The following is a 19,287-nucleotide window of genomic DNA, read 5'->3' on the forward strand; positions in this document are numbered from 1 at the left end:
CGCTCTTTCGCTTACCGATCAGTAGCCTGATCGGCCGTGACCAGACCATCGAGACCTCTCGCGGCCGCCCAGGCCCTCAACTCCCTTGCGCCCAGCCGCCGTAGCGTCGTCAAGGCCGCTGCCGCCACCGCCGCGCTCGCCGGGCCGCTCGCCGCCGCGCTCCCCGCGCGCGCCGCCTCCGCCGCTCCCGTCTTCGCGCACGGCGTGGCCTCCGGCGACCCGCTGCCCGACGGCGTGCTGCTGTGGACCCGGGTGACCCCCACGCCCGAGGCGCTGCCCGGCTCCGGGGTGGGCCCCGACACCGACGTGAGCTGGGTCGTCGCCCGGGACAAGGCGCTCACCTCGGTCGTCGCCACCGGATCGACCACCGCGACGGCCGCCGCCGACCACACCGTGAAGGCCGACATCCGGGGCCTCGCGCCCGCCACCGACTACTGGTTCCGCTTCTCCTCCGGCGGCACCGACTCCCCCGTCGCCCGCACCCGCACCGCCCCGGCCCCCGACGCGAACGTCGCGGGCTTGCGCTTCGGCGTGGTCTCCTGCGCCAACTGGGAGGCAGGCTATTTCAGTTCCTACCGCCACCTCGCGGCCCGCGGCGACCTGGACGCCTGGCTGCACCTCGGCGACTACATCTACGAGTACGGCACCGGCCAGTACGGCACCCGCGACAAGGTCGTCCGCCCGCACGCCCCCACGCACGAGATCCTCACCCTGGCCGACTACCGCGTCCGGCACGCCACGTACAAGACCGACCCCGACCTCCAGGCCCTCCACCTGAAGGCGCCGGTCGTCGCGATCTGGGACGACCACGAGTTCGCGGACAACGCCTGGTCCGGGGGCGCCTCCAACCACACCGAGGGCGCCGAGGGCACCTGGTCGGCACGTCAGGCCGCCGCCAAGCAGGCGTACTTCGAGTGGATGCCGGTCCGCCCGGCCGTCGCGGGCACCACCTACCGCAGGCTGCGCTTCGGCAAGCTGGCCGATCTCTCCCTGCTCGACCTGCGCTCCTTCCGCTCCCAGCAGGCGGCCACCGCGAGCGGCACGGTGGACGACCCGGACCGCACGCTCACCGGCCGGGCCCAGCTGGACTGGCTGAAGGCCGGGCTCAAGGCGTCCGACACCAAGTGGCGCCTGGTCGGCAACTCGGTGATGATCTCGCCGTTCTCGGTGGGCTCGCTCTCCGCCGACCTGCTCAAGCCGCTGGCCAAGCTGCTCGGCCTGCCGCAGGAGGGCATCGCCCTCAACACCGACCAGTGGGACGGCTACACCGACGACCGCCGCGAACTCCTCGCCCATCTGCGGACCAACGCCATCGGCAACACCGTCTTCCTGACCGGTGACATCCACATGGCGTGGGCCAACGACGTGCCGTACGACGCGGGCACCTATCCGCTCTCGGCGTCCGCCGCGACCGAGTTCGTGGTCACCTCGCTCACCTCGGACAACCTCGACGACATCGTGAAGGTCCCCGAGGGCACGGTGTCGGCGCTCGCCGCGCCGGTCATCAGGGCCGCCAACCGGCACGTCCACTGGGTGGACACCGACCGGCACGGCTACGGCGTCCTCGACATCACCGCCGACCGCGCGCAGATGGACTACTACGTGGTCTCCGACCGCTCGGACCCGAACGCGACCTCCGCGTGGGCACGTTCGTACCGCACCCGCAGCGGCACGCAGAGCGTCGAGCGGACGTACGACCCGGTGTAGCCGTTCGTCACGGCGGGCCGGAAGGAAACCGGTACCCGGAAACAACCGGTACGACGATCTTTGCATCTGACGATGTAGGTGACGCCCCGTCACCTACATCGAGACGGGAGACACATGGCCACCCCCCAAGGCGCCTTGAAGAAGACCGCGCTCCTCGCGGCCGCCATGACCGCGGCCGGGATCGCCCTCGTCGGCCAGGCGCAGGAGGCCTCGGCGGCACCGGCGTTCGTCAATCTGACGGTGCTGGACCAGCACGGCGCCCCCGTTTACGCCCAGCCGACGAGCTCCTCCACGCGGTACCGCGTGGAGAAGGCCGGGACGACCCTGCGGATCCAGTGCTCGACCACCAAGACGCCCTCGGGCGCCTTGTGGTTCAGGATCTACGACTCCCAGCCGACGGGCTGGGTCTATTCCGGGCACTTCCAGTCGCTGGTCCACCCGCCCAAGGAGTGCTTCCCCGGCTGAGCACTCGGCCCGGACCGCGCGTGCGTCTGCGCGGTCCGGGCCTGTCCGGCTCCGCCGAAGCCGCTACAGGCTGTCGAGGAAGCCGAGCGCCACCCGCCAGGTGGCCTCGGTGGCCTCGGCGTCGTAGTCCGGGGTGTCCTGGAACATGTAGAGGTGACCGGCGCCGGGGTAGCGGTAGACCTCGACGTCGGCACCGGCGCGGCCCATCTGGAGGTACCAGGCGCTCAGCCAGTCGTCCGTCTCGAACGGGTCCGGCTCGGCGACGTGCAGCTGGACCGGCAGCTCGTCCACGTGCGCGGTCGGCGCGATGTCCGAGGTGCCCTGGAGGAGCAGCAGCCCGCGTGCCTTCTCGTCGCCGAGGGCCAGCGTCTGGGCGACGGAGGCGCCGAGCGAGAACCCGGCGTAGACCAGGCCGCGTTCGGAGTAGGGCGCCGCCGCGAGCACCGCCCGCTTCAGGACCTCCTCCTTGCCGACCTCCTCCTTGAACTCCATGCCCTCCTCGACCGTGTCGAAGGTGCGCCCCTCGAAGAGGTCCGGCGTCCACACCTCGTGGCCGGCCGCGCGCAGCCGGTCGGCGGCGTCGCGCACCTCGGGAGTGAGCCCGAGGACGGAGTGAAAGAGCATGATGTTCATGGCCCCATGGTGCCAGCCGGGGCCCCGAACCCCCGTACCGGCACGGCCCCCTACCCGCTCCACCGGGGAACACGCAGGTTCATGACGGCGTCTCGCGGTTAGGCGCACCCGCATGGAGAACGACATCCGACCCCTGATCGTGGTCGGCGGCTGCGTCGTCCTCACCGTGCTGATCGGGTGGGGCACCGACGTGCTGCTGCGCAAGGCCGACGAACAGCACGGCGAGACCCCGCTGTGGGGCCTGCTGCGCCGCTGCCGCATCCCCTATCAACTGGTGCTGCTGGCCGCGCTGCTCAGAGGCACCTTCGCCCAGGTGCCCGCGCTCCGGGGACACCGCGTGGGCATCGGGCAGACGCTGACCCTGGTGCTGATCGGCTCGATCGCCTGGCTGGTGATCGGCATCGCGGCGGCCGTCGTCGAGACCTCGTACAGCCGCTACGCCCGCGCGAACCGGGATCAGGCGCGGGTGCGCCGGGTGCGGACCCAGGTGACCCTGATCATGCGGGTGGTGTCCGCGATCGTCGGGGTGGTGGCGGTGGCCGCGATGCTGCTGACGTTCCCGGAGATGCGCGCGGCCGGTGCCTCGCTGCTGGCCTCGGCCGGTGTGCTCGGCATCGTCGCCGGTGTGGCCGCGCAGTCCACGCTGGCCAACATGTTCGCCGGGCTGCAGATCGCCTTCGGCGACATGGTGCGCATCGGGGACACGGTCGTCGTGGACGGCGAGTGGGGCACCGTGGAGGAGATCACCCTGACCTTCCTGACCGTGCGGACCTGGGACGAGCGCCGGATCACCATGCCGGTCTCGTACTTCACCTCCAAGCCCTTCGAGAACTGGTCGCGGGGCACCCCGCAGATGACCGGCACCGTCTTCTGGCAGCTCGACCACAGCGCGCCGGTCGAGGCGATGCGCGAGCGGCTGCGGGACATCCTGCGCGCGTGCCCCGCCTGGGACAGCCGCGCGCACAGTCTGGTGGTGACGGACACGGCCCCGAACACCATCGAGGTGCGCGCCCTGGTGACCGCGAAGGACGCGGACGACATCTGGACGGTGCGGGTCGCGGTCCGCGAGCGGATGATCTCCTGGCTGCGCACCGAGCACCCCTACGCCCTCCCCCGCGTCAACACCGCCGACGCGGTGCCCGCCCCGGACCAGATCCCGTCCCCGGACCGCAAGACCCTGCGCCACGCCTACGAGTTCCCGCGCACCGGCCGGGGTTAGCGGGGCTTCCGGCTCAGCGCAGGCTGCGCACGTCCAGGTGCCTCAGCACCCGGTCAACAATCTCCGGATCGGCACCCGGTTCGCTGCGCGCGGCCAGCACCTCGTGGCGGGCCGCGCTCATCATCTCCGCCTGGATCTTGCGTACCCGCTTCAGCCGCCGGGCCCGCTGCTTGTGGGCCTCGCGGCGCTCCTCCTCGCCCATGTCGGGGCTGATCCGGATGCCGATGTCGAAGGCGCGGCGCAGCATCTGCTCCGACAGTTCCTCGGGCAGCTCCTCGACCTGCTCGATCTCCCGCAGCCGGCGCCGCGCGGCCTTGGTCGCGCGCACCGCCAGCTCGGTCTCGAACTCCTTCTCCCGCTCGGAGTCCGCCCGCACCCCGAGCCTGCGCACCAGCCAGGGCAGCGTCAGTCCCTGGAGCACCAGAGTGGCGATGATCACCCCGAAGGCGATGAAGACGATGACGTCCCGGTCCGGGAAGGGCGCACCGGCCTTCGTGCTCAGCGGGACGGCGAGGGCCAGCGCCACGGACGCCACCCCGCGCATCCCGGACCACCACATCACGACCGTCTCCCGCCAGCCGACCGGGATGTCCTCGTCGTAGTCGCGCCGGGCGTGCAGCCGCTTGGTGAGCCAGGTCGCGGGCATCAGCCACAGCAGCCGTACGAGGATCACGGTGGCCGCGACGGCCGCCGCCCAGCCGAGCAGCTCGCCCCAGCGGCCCGAGGCGGTGCGGATCGCGTTGTGGAGTTCGAGGCCGATCAGTCCGAAGGCCACGCCGGTCACGAGCGTGTCGATGATGTCCCAGAAGGTGTGCCCGGCGAGCCGGGTCATCACGTCGTCGGCGTCGGTGGCGTACTCGGCGAGGAACAGCGCGGTGGTGAGCACCGCGAGGACCCCGGAGCCGTGCAGCCCCTCGGCCAGCACGTACGAGGCGTACGGCACGAGCAGGGTGAGCCCGATCTGGAGGGTGGCGTCACCGAGCAGGTCCATCAGCTTGTTGGCGCCCCAGCCGAGGACCAGTCCGACGACGACCGCGACCACGGCGGAGAGCACCAGGTCGAGCCCCGCGCCCCAGGGCGAGAACTCCCCGCTGATCGCGGCGGCGATGGCCACGTGGTAGAGCACGATCGCCGTGACGTCGTTGAAGAGCCCCTCCCCCTCCAGGATCGACACCAGGCGGCGGGGCAGTCCGAGTTGTCCGGCGACGGCGGTCGCGGCGACCGGGTCGGGCGGGGCGATCAACGCGCCGAGCGCCACCGCGGCGGCGACGGGCAGCCCGGGCACGATGGCATGGGCCACGGCCGCCACGCACACCGTGGTCACGAAGACCAGCGCGACGGCGAGCAGGAAGATCGGGCGCTTGTTGGCCGCGAACTGCCGCCAGGAGGTGCGGCGTACGGCGGCGTAGAGCAGCGGGGGCAGCAGCGCGGGCAGGATGAGTTCCGGCGGGATGTCGACGGTCGGCACGAAGTCGAGCACCGCGAGGACCCCGCCGAACAGGGTCATCAGCACCGGCGCCGGCAGGCCGAAGTACTCCCCCACCGGGACGCTCACCAGGGCCGCGAGCAGCATCACGAACAACAGGGCCAGCTGATCCACGTCGAGCGCTCCGGGAGTCCGCGATCACACCGCAAGGCTCAAGACTGCCACGCCGCCCGGCCGGAGCCGGGGTCCGACCCGGCGGGCGGGAGATGCCTACAGGGCGCGGCGCATCGCCCGGTGCGGTATCCCGGCGTCCATGAACTCCGGCCCGTACGGCGTGTACCCGAGGCGCTCGTAGAAGCCGAGGGCGTGGGTCTGGGCGTGCAGGTCCACGGCGCTCAGGCCGAGCGCGCGGGCCGCGTCCTCCACGGCGCGCACCAGGGCCGCGCCGACGCCGAGGCCGCGCGCGGCGCGGGTGACGGCCAGCCGCCCGAGCGAGCCCACCGAGGCGTCCGCGCCGGTGTGCCCGATGGCCGCCTCGCCGTGCAGCAGGCGCCCGGCGCCGAGCGGGGTGCCGTCGTCGCGGGCCGCGAGCACGTGCACGGCGTCCGCGTCATGGGCGTCGTACTCGAGGTCCTCGGGGACGCCCTGTTCGGCGACGAAGACCTCCTTGCGGACCGCGAAGCAGGACTCGCGGTCGGCCGGTCCCTCGGCGACCCGGACCGTGTACGGCGCGCTCACGCGTAGGTCTCCTCCCGGACCAGGTCGAGGGCCCGCTGCAGGTCCTCGGGGTACTCGCTCTCGAACTCGACCCACTGGCCGTCCGCCGGGTGCTCGAAGCCGAGCCGGACCGCGTGCAGCCACTGGCGCTGCAGCTTGAGCCGCTTGGCGAGCGTGGGGTCGGCGCCGTAGGTCAGATCGCCGACGCAGGGGTGGCGGTGGGCCGACATGTGGACGCGGATCTGGTGGGTGCGGCCGGTCTCCAGCTTCACATCGAGCAGGGAGGCGGCGCGGAATGCCTCGATGAGGTCGTAGTGCGTCACGGAGGGCTTGCCCTCGGCGGTGACCGCCCACTTGTAGTCGTGCTGGGGGTGGCGGCCGACGGGGGCGTCGATCGTGCCGCTCATGGGGTCGGGGTGGCCCTGGACCAGCGTGTGGTAGCGCTTGTCGACCGTGCGCTCCTTGAACTGGCGCTTGAGCGAGGTGTACGCCCGCTCCGACTTGGCGACGACCATCAGGCCCGAGGTGCCCACGTCGAGCCGGTGCACGATGCCCTGGCGCTCGGCGGCGCCGGAGGTGGAGATCCGGTACCCGGCGGCGGCGAGGCCGCCGATGACGGTCGGGCCGGTCCAGCCGGGCGAGGGGTGCGCGGCCACGCCGACCGGCTTGACGATGACGACCACGTCGTCGTCGTCGTGCACGATCTCCATGCCCTCGACGGGCTCCGCGACGATCTGGACGGGGGCGGGCGCCTGCGGCATCTCGACTTCCAACCAGGCACCGCCGTGCACCCGCTCCGACTTGCCGACCACCGCGCCGTCGACCTGGACCTTGCCGGCCGCGGCCAGCTCCGCCGCCTTGGTGCGGGAGAAGCCGAACATCCGGGAGATGGCGGCGTCGACACGCTCGCCTTCCAGGCCGTCGGGCACGGGCAGGGTTCGGATCTCGGGAATCGTGCTCACCCGTCGAGTATGCCGGACGGGTGCGAGGGCACCGAACGAGCCTGTGGAAAACCCGGGCCGTCCTGCCCTCGCCGGGGCCGTCAGTCCTTGTGGACGGTGCCGTCCGGGTCCAGGCCCCGGAAGGACAGCAGCACGATCAGGATGCCGCCGCACACGATCGCGGAGTCGGCCAGGTTGAACACCGCGAAGCCCTTGGGTGCGATGAAGTCGACGACCTCGCCCTCGAAGACGCCGGGGGCCCGGAAGATGCGGTCGGTGAGGTTGCCGAGGGCACCGCCGAGCAGCAGGCCGAGCGCGATGGCCCAGGGGGTGCTGTAGAGCTTGCGGGCCAGGCGGATGATCACCGCGATCACGACGGCCGCGATCACCGTGAAGATGATCGTAAAGGCGGCGCCGAAGCCGAAGGCGGCACCGGGGTTGCGGATGGCGTGCAGCTCCAGCAGGTCGCCGATCAGCTGGATCGGGGCGTGGTGCTCCAGCTTCGCGACGACGAGAAGCTTGCTGACCAGGTCGAGGGCGTAGGCGAAGGCTGCCACCGCGAACAGCACGGCGATCCGGCGCCCGCGTCCGGTCCGCCGGGCGGCGTCCTGTCCGTCCGTGCCGGGCCCGGTCGCCGCGGCGGCCGCACCGGGCCGCTCGCCGCTGTCTTCCGGGGTGTCCGGCGTACCGATGATGCGCTCCGCCTCTGCCACGTGAGTCCCTCAACCTAGGTGCCTGACTGACGACGAGACTACGGCACGCCCCGGCGTACGCCCTCGCTCAGGAGCGCCGTTCCTGCTTCTGCTTGCACTCCACGCACAGGGTGGCCCTCGGGAACGCCTGCATCCGTGCCTTTCCGATGGGATTGCCGCAGTTCTCGCACAGACCGTAGGTGCCCGCGTCCAGCCGTTCCAGGGCGCGCTCGGTCTGGGTCAGCATCTCGCGCGCGTTGGCGGCGAGCGCCATCTCGTGCTCGCGCGTGATGTTCTTGGTGCCGGTGTCGGCCTCGTCGTCGCCCGCGCCGTCCGCGCTGTCCCGCATCAGGCCCGCGAGCGCGGTCGCGGAGGAGCTGATCTCCTCGCGGAGCCGGTCGGCGTCGCCGGTCAGCTCCGCGCGGGCCTCCTCGACCTCCTCCGGGGTCCAGGGGTCCTCGCCGGGGCGTACCGCCAGCTCGCCGGGGACGGCGGCGGGCCTCGCCCTGGGTACGGCGGACTGCTCCGCGGTGGCCGTGCCAGGAGTCTTCTTCGCAACCACCCTCGTGGCTCCCGTCTGCCCGGCGGCCCGTGCCGCACCGGTCTTCTTGGCCGCGGTCTTCTTGGCCGCGGCCTTCTTCGCCGCCGTCTTCTTGACCGCCTTCTCGGCTGTCTTCTTCGCCGCCGCGCCGGCGGTCTTCTTGGTGGCCTTCGCGGCCGTGGTGCCCTCGGGGGGCGCCGCCTCGGTGGCTGTCGCCATGGCGGCCGTCTTCTCAGCAGTCACCGTCTCGCCGCCCGTCTTCTTCCGGCCCGTGGTGGTCTTCCTGGCAGTGGTGCGCTTGGCAGTGGCGGTCTTCCCGGTGGCGGCCGCCCGCTTCTTCGCGGGGGCCTTCTCCGCGGCGACCTTTTTCGCGGGAGCCTTCTTGGTGGTGGCCTTCTTGGTGGTGGACTTCTTCGCCGGGGTCTTGTCGACGGGGTTCTCGCCGACAGGCGTCTTACCGGCAGCCGTCTTGCGGGCGGCCGCCTTCTTGGCGGGCTTCTCCCGGGAATTCCTGACGGACTTCTCCTGGGAGACGTTCTCGTCGGCCGCATCCTTACCGGCGGCCGTCCTCCCCGTGGCCTTCTTCCCGGCAGCCTTCTTCCCGGCAGTCGCCCTCCCGTCGACCGTCTTCCCGCCGGCCGTCTTCCCGTCGGCCTTCTTCATGGACGCCTTCTTCGCCGCCCCGCCGCCTCCCGAGGCCGCCCGCAGACGTCGGCCGACCTGCCCCGGCGGCCCGACACCGGCAAGGGTTCCCGCTGAGCCACCGGAGGTACCGGCGGTCTTCTTCGCCACCATGGCCGCGGCCCCTTCACATATTGTGATCTTGCACGCGAATCGTGCTGGGACGATAAATCGACTTGAGTCCCGCGGCAACGGGGCACGCCGCCCGATTCGCCCGCCCCGCACCCCCCGCGCAGCAGACCTGCATCCGTTGTGCCCAGCTCCCCGGCGGGTAATCCGCCCAGGGGACGGCGCCCTGACGCGCGTCCCGGCGGACTGGCCATTCGGGTCACCGCCCGCGCCCTCGCCGCCCGCCGGAAAACCGGTCGGCCGCTGTCCGCCCGGCGCCGTACACTGGGCGGAGCGAGAAGCGTGGATGGGGACGAGTAGCGTCGTCAGCAGCCCAGAGCGAGCCGGGGACGGTGGGAGCCCGGTGGCGAGCGCGATGTGAAGATCACCCCGGAGCCGCCGGAAGAAAGTCCCGCGAGGGGCGAGTAGAGCCGGCTTCGCGACCCCAATGAGGGGGCTCACCACCGGACGAACACCGGCGGCGGGCCAAGGAGGGTGGTACCGCGGGAGCGCGCCGCACATGGCGTGAACAGGAAGAACGCTCTCGTCCCTCCGACGGAAGGCAGCAAGTTCCGTTGGAGGATGCTCGCAGATGACAGCGCCGACGTACCGCCAGGTGCCCGCCCAGGTCGACCTGCCCGCGCTTGAGCACGCCGTGCTCGACTTCTGGCGCGACCAGAAGATCTTCGCCAAGAGCCTGGAGCAGTCCGAGGGCCGCCCCGAGTGGGTCTTCTACGAGGGCCCGCCCACCGCGAACGGGATGCCCGGCGCCCACCACATCGAGGCCCGCGTCTTCAAGGACGTCTTCCCCCGCTTCCGCACCATGCGCGGCTACCACGTGGGCCGCAAGGCCGGCTGGGACTGCCACGGCCTGCCCGTGGAGCTGGCGGTCGAGAAGGAGCTGGGCTTCTCCGGCAAGCAGGACATCGAGGCGTACGGCATCGCCGAGTTCAACGCCAAGTGCCGCGAGTCGGTGACCCGGCACACCGACGCGTTCGCCGAGCTCACCAACCGCATGGGCTACTGGACGGACCTCGAGAACCCGTACCGCACCATGGACCCCGAGTACATCGACTCGGTCTGGTGGTCGCTCAAGCAGATCTTCGACAAGGATCTGCTGGTCCAGGACCACCGCGTCGCCCCCTGGTGCCCCCGCTGCGGCACCGGCCTCTCGGACCACGAGCTGGCGCAGGGGTACGAGACGGTCGTGGACCCCTCGGTCTACGTCCGCTTCCCGCTCACCTCCGGCCCGCTGGCCGGCGAGGCGTCCCTCCTGGTGTGGACGACGACCCCGTGGACCCTGGTGTCCAACACCGCGGTCGCCGCGCACCCGGACGTCACCTATGTCGTCGCCACCAACGGCGAGGAGAAGGTCGTCGTCGCGGAGCCGCTGGTCGCCAAGTCGCTCGGCGAGGGCTGGGAGACCACCGGGCAGTCCTTCACCGGCGCCGAGATGGAGCGCTGGACCTACCAGCGGCCCTTCGAGCTGGTCGAGTTCCCGGAGCCCGCGCACTTCGTGGTGAACGCGGACTACGTGACCACCGAGGACGGCACCGGTCTGGTCCACCAGGCCCCCGCCTTCGGTGAGGACGACCTCAAGGTCTGCCGCTCCTACGGCCTGCCCGTGGTCAACCCGGTCCGCCCCGACGGCACCTTCGAGGAGGACCTGCCCCTTGTCGGCGGCGTCTTCTTCAAGAAGGCCGACGAGAAGCTGACCGAGGACCTCGGCGAGCGCGGCCTGCTCTTCCGCCACCTGCCCTACGAGCACAGCTACCCGCACTGCTGGCGCTGCCACACCGCGCTGCTCTACTACGCCCAGCCGTCCTGGTACATCCGCACCACCGCCGTCAAGGACCGGATGATCGCGGAGAACGAGAAGACCAACTGGTTCCCCGAGACGGTCAAGCACGGCCGCTTCGGCGACTGGCTGAGCAACAACATCGACTGGGCGCTCTCCCGCAACCGCTACTGGGGCACGCCGCTGCCGATCTGGCGCTGCGACAACGACCACCTGACCGTGGTCGGCTCCCGCGCCGAGCTGACCGAGCTGACCGGCACCGACCAGTCCTCCCTCGATCCGCACCGTCCGTACATCGACGACGTGACCTTCCCCTGCCCCGAGTGCGGCGACACGGCCACGCGCGTGCCCGAGGTCATCGACGCCTGGTACGACTCGGGTTCGATGCCGTTCGCGCAGTGGGGTTACCCGCACAAGAACAAGGAGCTGTTCGAGAGCCGTTACCCGGCCCAGTTCATCTCCGAGGCGATCGACCAGACCCGCGGCTGGTTCTACACGCTGATGGCCGTCGGCACCCTGGTCTTCGACGAGTCGTCGTACGAGAACGTGGTCTGCCTCGGCCACATCCTCGCCGAGGACGGCCGCAAGATGTCCAAGCACCTGGGCAACACCCTGGACCCGATCCCGCTGATGGACCGGCACGGCGCGGACGCGGTGCGCTGGTTCATGGCGGCCGGTGGTTCTCCGTGGGCGGCCCGCCGCGTCGGTCACGGCACCATCCAGGAGGTCGTCCGCAAGACGCTCCTCACGTACTGGAACACGGTCGCCTTCCAGGCGCTGTACGCCCGCACCTCCGGCTGGGCGCCGAGCGCGGCGGACCCGGCCCCGGCCGACCGCCCGGTCCTGGACCGCTGGCTGCTGTCCGAACTCCACGCGCTCACCGACCAGGTGACCCAGGCACTGGAGGCGTACGACACCCAGCGCGCGGGCAAGCTGCTCTCCGCGTTCGTGGACGACCTGTCCAACTGGTACGTGCGCCGCTCGCGCCGCCGGTTCTGGCAGGGCGACAAGGCCGCGCTGCGCACGCTGCACGAGGTGCTGGAGACGGTCACCAAGCTGATGGCCCCGATCACCCCGTTCATCACCGAGCGGGTGTGGCAGGACCTGGTCGTGCCGGTGACCCCGGGCGCTCCCGAGTCCGTGCACCTGTCCTCCTGGCCGGAGGCGGACCTGTCCGCGATCGACCCGGAGCTGTCGAAGCAGATGGTCCTGGTACGGCGCCTGGTGGAGCTGGGCCGCGCCACGCGTGCCGAGTCGGGCGTCAAGACCCGTCAGCCGCTCTCGCGCGCGCTGGTCGGTGCCGCGGGCTTCGACGCGCTGGACCCGGAGCTGCACACGCAGATCACCGAGGAGCTGAACGTGGCCGCGCTGGCCTCGCTCTCCGAGGTGGGCGGCTCGCTGGTGGACACGACGGCCAAGGCCAACTTCCGCGCGCTGGGCAAGCGGTTCGGCAAGCGGGTGCAGGACGTGGCGAAGGCGGTCGCCGCCGCCGACGCCGCCGCGCTCTCGCTCGCGCTGCGCGAGGGCACCGCATCGGTGGAGCTGGACGGCGAGATCGTCACGCTCGCCCCGGACGAGGTGATCATCACCGAAACCCCGCGCGAGGGCTGGTCGGTGGCCTCCGACTCCGGTGCCACGGTGGCGCTGGACCTGGAGATCACCGAGGAGCTGCGCCGGGCGGGCCTCGCCCGTGACGCGATCCGGCTGATCCAGGAGGCCCGCAAGAACAGCGGCCTGGACGTGGCCGACCGCATCGCCCTGCGCTGGACCGCCACGGACCCGGCGGTGACCGCCGCCCTCTCCGAGCACTCCGGCCTGATCGCGGAGGAGGTCCTCGCGACCGACTTCGCCCAGGGCGAGGCGGACGGGACCTACGGCGACGCCTTCACGGACGAGAGCCTGTCTCTGACGTTCCGCCTGCGCAAGGCGTAACACCCCACGCACGAAGGCCCGGTTCCCCTCGGAGGGGGGAACCGGGCCTTCGGCGTACGCGGGGGGGTGATGGACGGGCACGAGGTGGGGCCACGGACAACGGACCGCAGCTCCCGTTTGGCGGTCAACACGCGTAAAACAGGGCGGGACCCCGGACCGAAGTCCGGGGTCCCGCCCTGAACGCTGCCGACGCCTATGGCGTACTACTGGCCATGAGCGGCCGTCAGTTGTCGTCCTCGTCGATCAGGAACCCGCGCATGGGCGAGGGCGCCTGGCCCATCGGACCGGGACCCTGCGGCCGGACCGGAGCCATCGGCTGGGTCATGGCCGGCGTCATCTGCTGCTGTCCGCCGTAGGACGGGGCCGCCGGGGGCGGACCGCCCATGCCCGGGTTGCCACCGAACGCCGGGGCGCTCGCGCCGGCCGGTGCCATCGAGGGCGCCGGGGACGGCGGCAGGGACGGGGCGGACGGGGTGCGCGGCGGGGCCAGCGAGTCGTCGGCCTGGGTCTCCAACTGACGCAGCTGGGACTCCAGGTAGGACTTCAGACGCGTGCGGTACTCGCGCTCGAAGCCTCGCAGGTCCTCGACCTTGCGCTCCAGCGTGGCGCGCGCGGACTCCAGGGAGCCCATGGCGACGCGGTGCTTCTCCTGCGCGTCCCGCTCCAGGGCGTCGGCCTTGGCACGGGCGTCGCGCTCCAGACCCTCGGCGCGGCTGCGGGCCTCGCCGACGATCTTGTTGGCCTCGGAACGGGCCTCGGCGATCGCCTGGTCGGCGGTCTGCTGGGCCAGCGAGAGGACACGCGCGGCGCTGTCGCCGCCGGGGCCACCCTGACCGGGCAGGCCGGGGGCGCCCATCGGAGGACCGCCCATGGGGCCGCCCATCTGCTGCGGCATGGGCGGCTGACCACCCATCGGACCCTGGCCCATCGGGCCGGGACCCTGCCCCATCGGACCCGGACCCTGACCCATCGGACCCTGGCCCATCGGACCCTGCCCCATCGGGCCGGGACCCTGCCCCATCGGACCCTGGCCCATGGGGCCGGGGCCCTGCGGGCCACCCTGTCCGCCGGGGCCGGCGGGCAGCTGCGGGGCGCCGCTGGGCAGCTGGGGCGGACCACCCATGGGGCCACCCATCTGCTGCTGCGGCGGGCCCGATATGCCGGCGGGCACCGGAGCGCCGGGTCCTCGCATACCGCCCTGCGGCATGCCACCCTGCTGCATTCCGCCCTGGGGCATACCACCCTGAGGCATGCCACCCTGCTGCGGCATACCGCCCTGAGGCATGCCTCCGGGCTGCTGGTCCTGCTCCGGACCCTTGCGCATGTTCTGCTGGTTCTGCGCGGCCGCGCGCGTGGCGGCGGCCAGCTTGGCGCGCAGGTCCTCGTTCTCGCGGAGCAGACGGGTCAGTTCGGCTTCGACCTCGTCGAGGAAGGCATCGACCTCGTCCTCGTCATAGCCTTCTCGGAGGCGGACGGTCGTGAACTGCTTGTTCCGCACGTCCTCGGGGGTCAACGGCATCTCTTCACCTCAACGTAGTCATCGGCAGTCGGCAAGACCGTATCGTCCACTCTCATCGCGCGAAGCTCCCCGCCACCGAGATGAGAATCCAGACGATGATCATCAGTACGAAGAAGGACAGGTCGAGTGCCACGCCCCCGAGACGCAACGGCGGGATGAACCGCCGCAGCAGTTTCAACGGTGGATCGGTGACAGTGTAGGTGGCCTCCAGTACGACCACCATCGCCTTGCCGGGTTGCCACGAGCGGGCGAACTGGAAGACATAGTCCATGACCAGCCGGACGATCAGCAGGCCGAGAAAGACCATCAGCGCGATGTAGATCACCTGCGCGAACACGCTCATCGCTGCGCTTCCCTCTCCCCTGTGCCGTGCATCTTCCCGGTGGTGCTTCTCAGCTCTGGTTGAAGAACCCGCCCTCTGCGATGCGGGCCTTGTCCTCCGCCGTGACATCGACGTTAGCAGGAGACAACAGGAAGACCTTCTGCGTCACTCGTTCGATACTGCCGTGAAGTCCAAACACCAACCCTGCGGCGAAGTCGACAAGTCGCTTCGCGTCAGTGTCGTCCATCTCCGTGAGGTTCATGATCACCGGGGTGCCCTCACGGAAGTGTTCCCCGATGGTACGGGCCTCGTTGTAGGTCCGGGGATGCAGGGTGGTGATCCGGTACGGCTCTCGTTCCGACACGACCTTGGGCATGATCACCGGCGCGTTCTTCTCCAGGGACTGGCGTTCTTGTGTGATGGACGCCACGGGCGCGATCCGCGCCGGACGCCCCGAATCCGCGGTCGGCGCCGCGGAATGCGAGACCGGCTCGCGCGGCGCCGGCGGCTGCACCACTCGCACGGATTCATCCCTTTGGGGCGAATGTACGTTGTGCGACTGGTGTGATGGTTCGTGTCGTCGGTGGTCCCGCTCGGGCTCCGGGTCCAGTTCGGGCTCGAAGTCGTCGTCGGGGTCGAATCCCCGGCCGTCGTACCCATCGTCCTCCACGAGGCCGAGGTAGACCGCCATCTTGCGCATCGCGCCGGCCATGCTCTGAGTCCTCCGCTCTGTGGTGGATCGGCTGACGACTGCCAAGTGCCCGCGATCCACGTGGCCTTAGTACCGCTTTCGGCGGCATTGACCATATTTTCTGCTGTGGTCCGACTTCTTCGCGACGTTACCCGAGGCGGGGGCGGACTCCGAGTACCGCGCTGCCGACGCGCACATGTGTCGCCCCGGCCGCCACGGCCTGCTCGAGATCCGCACTCATCCCTGCCGACACCATGGTTGCAGTCGGATGGGATCGGCGCAGGTCCGTCGACAAATCCACGAGCCGTTCGAAAGCGGCCTGTTCGCGTCCCGCGTATTCACCGGTGAGCGGGGCGACGGTCATCAGTCCGTCGAGCCGCAGCCCGGGCGCGTCGGCGACGAGACCGGCCAACTCTTCGATTCCGGCGGGCGCGACGCCTCCGCGCTCGCCCCGGCCGCTCGCCCCCGCGTCGAGTGCGACCTGCAGAAGGCAGCCCACCTCGCGCCCGGCCCGCACCGCCTCCCGCGAGAGCGCGGTGACGAGCCGGTCCCGGTCGACCGACTGCACGAAATCGGCGTAACCGACCACAGAACGCACCTTGTTGGTCTGCAACTGGCCGATGAAGTGCCATTCCAGGGGCAGATCCGCGCAGGCGGCGGCCTTCGGGGCCGCGTCCTGGTCGCGGTTCTCGCCGACCTGACGCACACCCAGCTCCGACAGGATCCTCACATCGCTCGCCGGGTACGTCTTGGTGACCACGATCAGGGTCACCTCGTCACGGGGACGCCCCGCCGCCGCGCACGCGGCCGCGATGCGTTCCTCCACCTTCGCCAGATTTCCGGCGAGTTCGGTCCTACGGTCCGTCATGTCCACTCAGTCCAGCCACACATACCCGGCGAGCCGCCCGGTGGTGCGGTCGCGCCGGTAGGAGAAGTGATCCCCCGACTCCAGCGTGCACACCGGCGATTGCGCCCGGTCGCACACCCCGAGCCGGTCGAGCTGCGCGTGCACTCCGGCGCTCACGTCGACGGCCGGAGTGCCCCAGCTCGTCACCGCGTGCGCCGTCGGCTCGGCCTCGGCGACCTCGGCGCGCAGCGCTTCGGGCACCTCGTAACAACGGCCGCACACGCACGGGCCGGTGCGGGCGACGATCCGGCCCGGCTCCGCCCCGAGTTCGATCATGGCGCGTACAGCGGCGGGGACGACCCCCGCGACCATTCCGGGGCGGCCCGCGTGCGCGGCCGCGACCACACCCGCGACCGGGTCGGCGAGCAGCACCGGCACGCAGTCGGCGGTGAGTACGGCCAGGGCGAGTCCGCGCCGGGTGGTGACGATCGCGTCCACCTCGGGGACGGGCCTGTCACCCCACGGCTCGTCCACGACGGCCACGTCGGCGCCGTGCACCTGGTTCATCCAGACCACCGACGCCGGGTCAAGACCCAGTGCCTTCGCGGTCAGTTCACGGTTGGCCCGTACCGCGCCGGGGTCGTCGCCGACCGCGCCGCCGAGATTGAGCTCCTCATACGGAGCGGCGCTCACCCCGCCCCACCTGTCGGTGAAGGCGAAGTGCGCGCCGCTCACGCTTTCGCGCTGTCCTATCACTTCAGGAAGTCCGGCACATCCAGCTCGACGATGTCCTCGTAGGACCGGGACTGGGGCACCGGCGGGGCCACCGGGACCTCGGCCACCGGCTCGGGCGCGGGCTCCGGCTCCTCCTTCGGCGTCACGCTGCCGAGCGAGCCGAACGTCGGCCGGGAGTCGGTCTGCTGACGGGGCGGAGCGGGCTGCTCCTCGCGGCGCTGGGCCGGGGAGCCGGAGGACGCCGAGCCGAGCACGTTGTCCCGGCGGGCCGGGGGCTGGCCCCCGTCGAAACCGGCCGCGATCACGGTGACCCGCACCTCGTCGCCGAGGGCGTCGTCGATGACCGCGCCGAAGATGATGTTGGCCTCCGGGTGGGCGGCCTCGCTGACCAGCTGGGCGGCCTCGTTGATCTCGAAGAGGCCGAGGTCGGAGCCGCCGGAGATGGAGAGCAGCACGCCTCGGGCGCCGTCGATGGACGCCTCCAGGAGCGGCGAGGAGATCGCCATCTCGGCCGCGGCCACCGCGCGGTCGTCGCCGCGGGCCGAGCCGATGCCCATGAGGGCCGAACCGGCCTCGGACATGACCGACTTGACGTCGGCGAAGTCGAGGTTGATCAGACCGGGGGTGGTGATGAGGTCGGTGATGCCCTGGACACCGGAGAGCAGGACCTGGTCGGCCGACTTGAAGGCGTCCAGGACCGAGACCTGGCGGTCCGAGATGGACAGCAGCCGGTCGTTGGGGATGACGATGAGGGTGTCGACCTCTTCGCGCAGCTCCGCGATGCCGTCCTCGGCCTGGTTGGCGCGACGCCGTCCCTCGAAGGTGAACGGGCGCGTGACCACACCGATGGTGAGGGCGCCGAGAGAGCGCGCGATGTTGGCCACGACGGGCGCGCCGCCGGTGCCGGTGCCGCCGCCCTCGCCGGCCGTCACGAAGACCATGTCGGCCCCCTTGAGGACCTCCTCGATCTCCTCGCGGTGGTCCTCGGCGGCCTTGCGGCCGACGGCCGGGTTGGCGCCGGCGCCGAGTCCGCGGGTGAGTTCACGGCCGACGTCGAGCTTGACGTCGGCGTCGCTCATCAACAGTGCCTGCGCGTCGGTGTTGATGGCGATGAACTCGACGCCCTTGAGGCCGACCTCGATCATCCGGTTGATGGCATTGACACCACCGCCGCCGACACCGATGACCTTGATGACTGCGAGGTAGTTCTGCGGTGCTGCCACGTCGAAGGCCTCTCGCCTCGAATTACGTTGTCGCGCCGGGCGGTTCCCCGACCGGGACGACGGATGCCGAATTGGGACGGTCCGAACGCCGACCCGAACCCTAACCCTGAAGTTTAGGGTTATCAGTGTGTCTGTTCCCTGGAGTCTTCTGAACAGGACACTAAGTCGACAAGCGGCGCCCGTTCAACGAACACGCCGAACCTCCCGTTTTTCTTTTCACCCTATGTGATCAGCCGTAGCGGCGCCCAACCAGGGTGCTGGCCTGCACTGATGTACGTCAACTCCCGGCTGAGGCAGGGGCGGTGGGCACGCTGACATCGAAGTGCCGGGCGCCGGGAGCTGCTTTCATGAGAGCTGTGAGGGCCCGTGCCTTGGCGGGACCGCCGTCCGCGCTGCCCCACGCCACCGTGCGCCCGCCCTTGAGGCGCAGTGAGATCGCGTCGTAGGACCGGACTTGGACGGCGCGGGTGTCCTTCTTGACGGAGGCGGGCAGCGCGGCCGCGACGCGTACGGCCTCGCGCACCAGGCGGTCGGTGCCGAAGCGGCGCAGGCTCGCGGCGCCCGAGTCCTCGCGGGAGACGGTGAGTTCGAGCAGCGGCACTCCGCGCGGGGCCTGCGGGACGGTCGCGAACCGGACGCCCCGGGCGTCGACTTCGGTGAAATCCGGGCCCTTGCGGACCAGCAGGGACGGAGTGCGCTCGGTGACCTTCAGGGCGATGCCGTGCGGCCAGGAGCGCTCCACCTCGACGGTGTCGATCCGGGGCAACTCCCGCCGCAGGCGCGCCTCGATGGCGCCGGTGTCCACGGAGACCAGCGGGGCCCCGACGGGGACGGCGGCGGCCGTGCGGACCTCGGCCGGGGTCAGCACGCGGGTGCCGGAGACCGCGACCTGCCGCACCCGCAGCCACTCGGAGCCGTACAACACCCAGACGGAACCGGCTCCGAGGAGGACGAGCAGCACCGCCAGGGCGATGATCGTACGAAGCCGCGGTCTGTGCGGCCGGGGGACGAGCGGCGGGCCGGACACCCCCGGTCGGCGTGCGTCGCGCTCGGCGACGGTGGGTCCGGCCACGCTCACTGTCCCTTCGTT

At 71.1% G+C, this 19,287-nt stretch carries 17 protein-coding genes; 4 read left to right on the plus strand and 13 right to left on the minus strand.

Translation table 11 applies throughout. From position 1 onward, the window contains the following. Window positions 1–36: 36 nt before the first annotated feature. Window positions 37–1,707 carry an alkaline phosphatase D family protein gene (locus AB0E91_RS18790; protein WP_361782664.1) on the plus strand — a complete coding sequence of 557 codons (1,671 nt, stop codon included), beginning with the start codon at window positions 37–39 and terminating at the stop codon, window positions 1,705–1,707. Window positions 1,708–1,821: 114 nt separating this feature from the next. Next, entirely contained in the window at window positions 1,822–2,172 is a 351-nt protein-coding gene (locus AB0E91_RS18795) for an SH3 domain-containing protein (RefSeq protein WP_361782667.1), read from the plus strand. Between the two features lie 63 nt (window positions 2,173–2,235). On the opposite strand, the gene AB0E91_RS18800 is transcribed toward AB0E91_RS18795, so the two are convergent. Further along, window positions 2,236–2,805, minus strand: coding sequence for a dienelactone hydrolase family protein (locus tag AB0E91_RS18800; RefSeq protein WP_361782670.1), 570 nt, complete (start codon window positions 2,803–2,805; stop codon window positions 2,236–2,238). Window positions 2,806–2,917: 112 nt separating this feature from the next. Here AB0E91_RS18800 and AB0E91_RS18805 point away from each other — a divergent pair, with 112 nt between their 5' ends. Continuing rightward, complete coding sequence (locus AB0E91_RS18805; RefSeq protein ID WP_361782673.1) at window positions 2,918–4,024, plus strand: mechanosensitive ion channel domain-containing protein; 1,107 nt, start codon at window positions 2,918–2,920, stop codon at window positions 4,022–4,024. Window positions 4,025–4,037: 13 nt separating this feature from the next. Here AB0E91_RS18805 and AB0E91_RS18810 read toward each other — a convergent pair whose 3' ends face one another. The 5 genes from AB0E91_RS18810 to AB0E91_RS18830 form a co-directional block, all read right to left on the minus strand. After that, a complete protein-coding gene (locus tag AB0E91_RS18810; protein ID WP_361782676.1) occupies window positions 4,038–5,624 on the minus strand; it encodes a Na+/H+ antiporter in 1,587 nt (528 codons plus the stop codon). Between the two features lie 96 nt (window positions 5,625–5,720). Further along, the gene (locus AB0E91_RS18815) at window positions 5,721–6,188 is read right to left on the minus strand and encodes a GNAT family N-acetyltransferase (protein ID WP_361782679.1); all 468 of its coding nucleotides are present in this window, start codon (window positions 6,186–6,188) and stop codon (window positions 5,721–5,723) included. Then, window positions 6,185–7,129: an RluA family pseudouridine synthase gene (locus AB0E91_RS18820; RefSeq protein ID WP_361782682.1), complete on the minus strand. Its 945-nt coding sequence runs from the start codon at window positions 7,127–7,129 to the stop codon at window positions 6,185–6,187. Before AB0E91_RS18820 ends, AB0E91_RS18815 begins: the two co-directional genes overlap by 4 nt. Before the next feature lie 80 nt (window positions 7,130–7,209). Then, complete coding sequence (gene lspA / locus AB0E91_RS18825; RefSeq protein ID WP_361782685.1) at window positions 7,210–7,821, minus strand: signal peptidase II; 612 nt, start codon at window positions 7,819–7,821, stop codon at window positions 7,210–7,212. Window positions 7,822–7,888: 67 nt separating this feature from the next. Continuing rightward, window positions 7,889–9,004, minus strand: coding sequence for a TraR/DksA family transcriptional regulator (locus AB0E91_RS18830; protein ID WP_361782688.1), 1,116 nt, complete (start codon window positions 9,002–9,004; stop codon window positions 7,889–7,891). Between the two features lie 718 nt (window positions 9,005–9,722). On the opposite strand from AB0E91_RS18830, the gene ileS reads away from it, so the two are divergent. Further along, on the plus strand, window positions 9,723–12,860 hold the full coding sequence (gene ileS, locus AB0E91_RS18835; RefSeq protein ID WP_361782691.1) for an isoleucine--tRNA ligase: 3,138 nt from the start codon (window positions 9,723–9,725) through the stop codon (window positions 12,858–12,860). 223 nt (window positions 12,861–13,083) lie between these two features. On the opposite strand, the gene AB0E91_RS18840 is transcribed toward ileS, so the two are convergent. The 7 genes from AB0E91_RS18840 to AB0E91_RS18870 all read right to left on the minus strand — a co-directional run bounded on the left by AB0E91_RS18840 (window position 13,084) and on the right by AB0E91_RS18870 (window position 19,269). After that, window positions 13,084–14,379 carry a DivIVA domain-containing protein gene (locus AB0E91_RS18840; RefSeq protein WP_361782694.1) on the minus strand — a complete coding sequence of 432 codons (1,296 nt, stop codon included), beginning with the start codon at window positions 14,377–14,379 and terminating at the stop codon, window positions 13,084–13,086. Window positions 14,380–14,431: 52 nt separating this feature from the next. Further along, window positions 14,432–14,722: a YggT family protein gene (locus tag AB0E91_RS18845; RefSeq protein ID WP_161178205.1), complete on the minus strand. Its 291-nt coding sequence runs from the start codon at window positions 14,720–14,722 to the stop codon at window positions 14,432–14,434. 49 nt (window positions 14,723–14,771) lie between these two features. Next, on the minus strand, window positions 14,772–15,413 hold the full coding sequence (gene sepF, locus AB0E91_RS18850) for a cell division protein SepF (RefSeq protein WP_361782697.1): 642 nt from the start codon (window positions 15,411–15,413) through the stop codon (window positions 14,772–14,774). A 127-nt stretch (window positions 15,414–15,540) separates the two neighbouring features. After that, window positions 15,541–16,260 carry a YggS family pyridoxal phosphate-dependent enzyme gene (locus AB0E91_RS18855; RefSeq protein ID WP_361782700.1) on the minus strand — a complete coding sequence of 240 codons (720 nt, stop codon included), beginning with the start codon at window positions 16,258–16,260 and terminating at the stop codon, window positions 15,541–15,543. A gap of 6 nt (window positions 16,261–16,266) precedes the next feature. Continuing rightward, the gene (gene pgeF / locus AB0E91_RS18860; RefSeq protein ID WP_361782703.1) at window positions 16,267–16,995 is read right to left on the minus strand and encodes a peptidoglycan editing factor PgeF; all 729 of its coding nucleotides are present in this window, start codon (window positions 16,993–16,995) and stop codon (window positions 16,267–16,269) included. Then, on the minus strand, window positions 16,992–18,197 hold the full coding sequence (ftsZ, locus tag AB0E91_RS18865) for a cell division protein FtsZ (RefSeq protein WP_361782706.1): 1,206 nt from the start codon (window positions 18,195–18,197) through the stop codon (window positions 16,992–16,994). Before ftsZ ends, pgeF begins: the two co-directional genes overlap by 4 nt. A gap of 277 nt (window positions 18,198–18,474) precedes the next feature. Beyond that, complete coding sequence (locus AB0E91_RS18870; RefSeq protein WP_361782708.1) at window positions 18,475–19,269, minus strand: FtsQ-type POTRA domain-containing protein; 795 nt, start codon at window positions 19,267–19,269, stop codon at window positions 18,475–18,477. Window positions 19,270–19,287 lie beyond the last annotated feature (18 nt).

The sequence above is a fragment of the Streptomyces sp. NPDC026659 genome (assembly GCF_040638245.1).
Classification (GTDB): Bacteria; Actinomycetota; Actinomycetes; order Streptomycetales; family Streptomycetaceae; genus Streptomyces.

What these genes read in the sequence shown, in the direction of transcription:
- AB0E91_RS18845 (WP_161178205.1), bottom strand. Translation starts at nt 14,722, where the DNA reads ATGAGCGTGTTCGCGCAGGTGATCTACATCGCGCTGATGGTCTTTCTC.
- ileS (WP_361782691.1), top strand. Translation starts at nt 9,723, where the DNA reads ATGACAGCGCCGACGTACCGCCAGGTGCCCGCCCAGGTCGACCTGCCC.
- AB0E91_RS18800 (WP_361782670.1), bottom strand. Translation starts at nt 2,805, where the DNA reads ATGAACATCATGCTCTTTCACTCCGTCCTCGGGCTCACTCCCGAGGTG.
- AB0E91_RS18830 (WP_361782688.1), bottom strand. Translation starts at nt 9,004, where the DNA reads ATGAAGAAGGCCGACGGGAAGACGGCCGGCGGGAAGACGGTCGACGGG.
- AB0E91_RS18805 (WP_361782673.1), top strand. Translation starts at nt 2,918, where the DNA reads ATGGAGAACGACATCCGACCCCTGATCGTGGTCGGCGGCTGCGTCGTC.
- sepF (WP_361782697.1), bottom strand. Translation starts at nt 15,413, where the DNA reads ATGGCCGGCGCGATGCGCAAGATGGCGGTCTACCTCGGCCTCGTGGAG.
- AB0E91_RS18795 (WP_361782667.1), top strand. Translation starts at nt 1,822, where the DNA reads ATGGCCACCCCCCAAGGCGCCTTGAAGAAGACCGCGCTCCTCGCGGCC.
- AB0E91_RS18840 (WP_361782694.1), bottom strand. Translation starts at nt 14,379, where the DNA reads ATGCCGTTGACCCCCGAGGACGTGCGGAACAAGCAGTTCACGACCGTC.
- AB0E91_RS18855 (WP_361782700.1), bottom strand. Translation starts at nt 16,260, where the DNA reads ATGACGGACCGTAGGACCGAACTCGCCGGAAATCTGGCGAAGGTGGAG.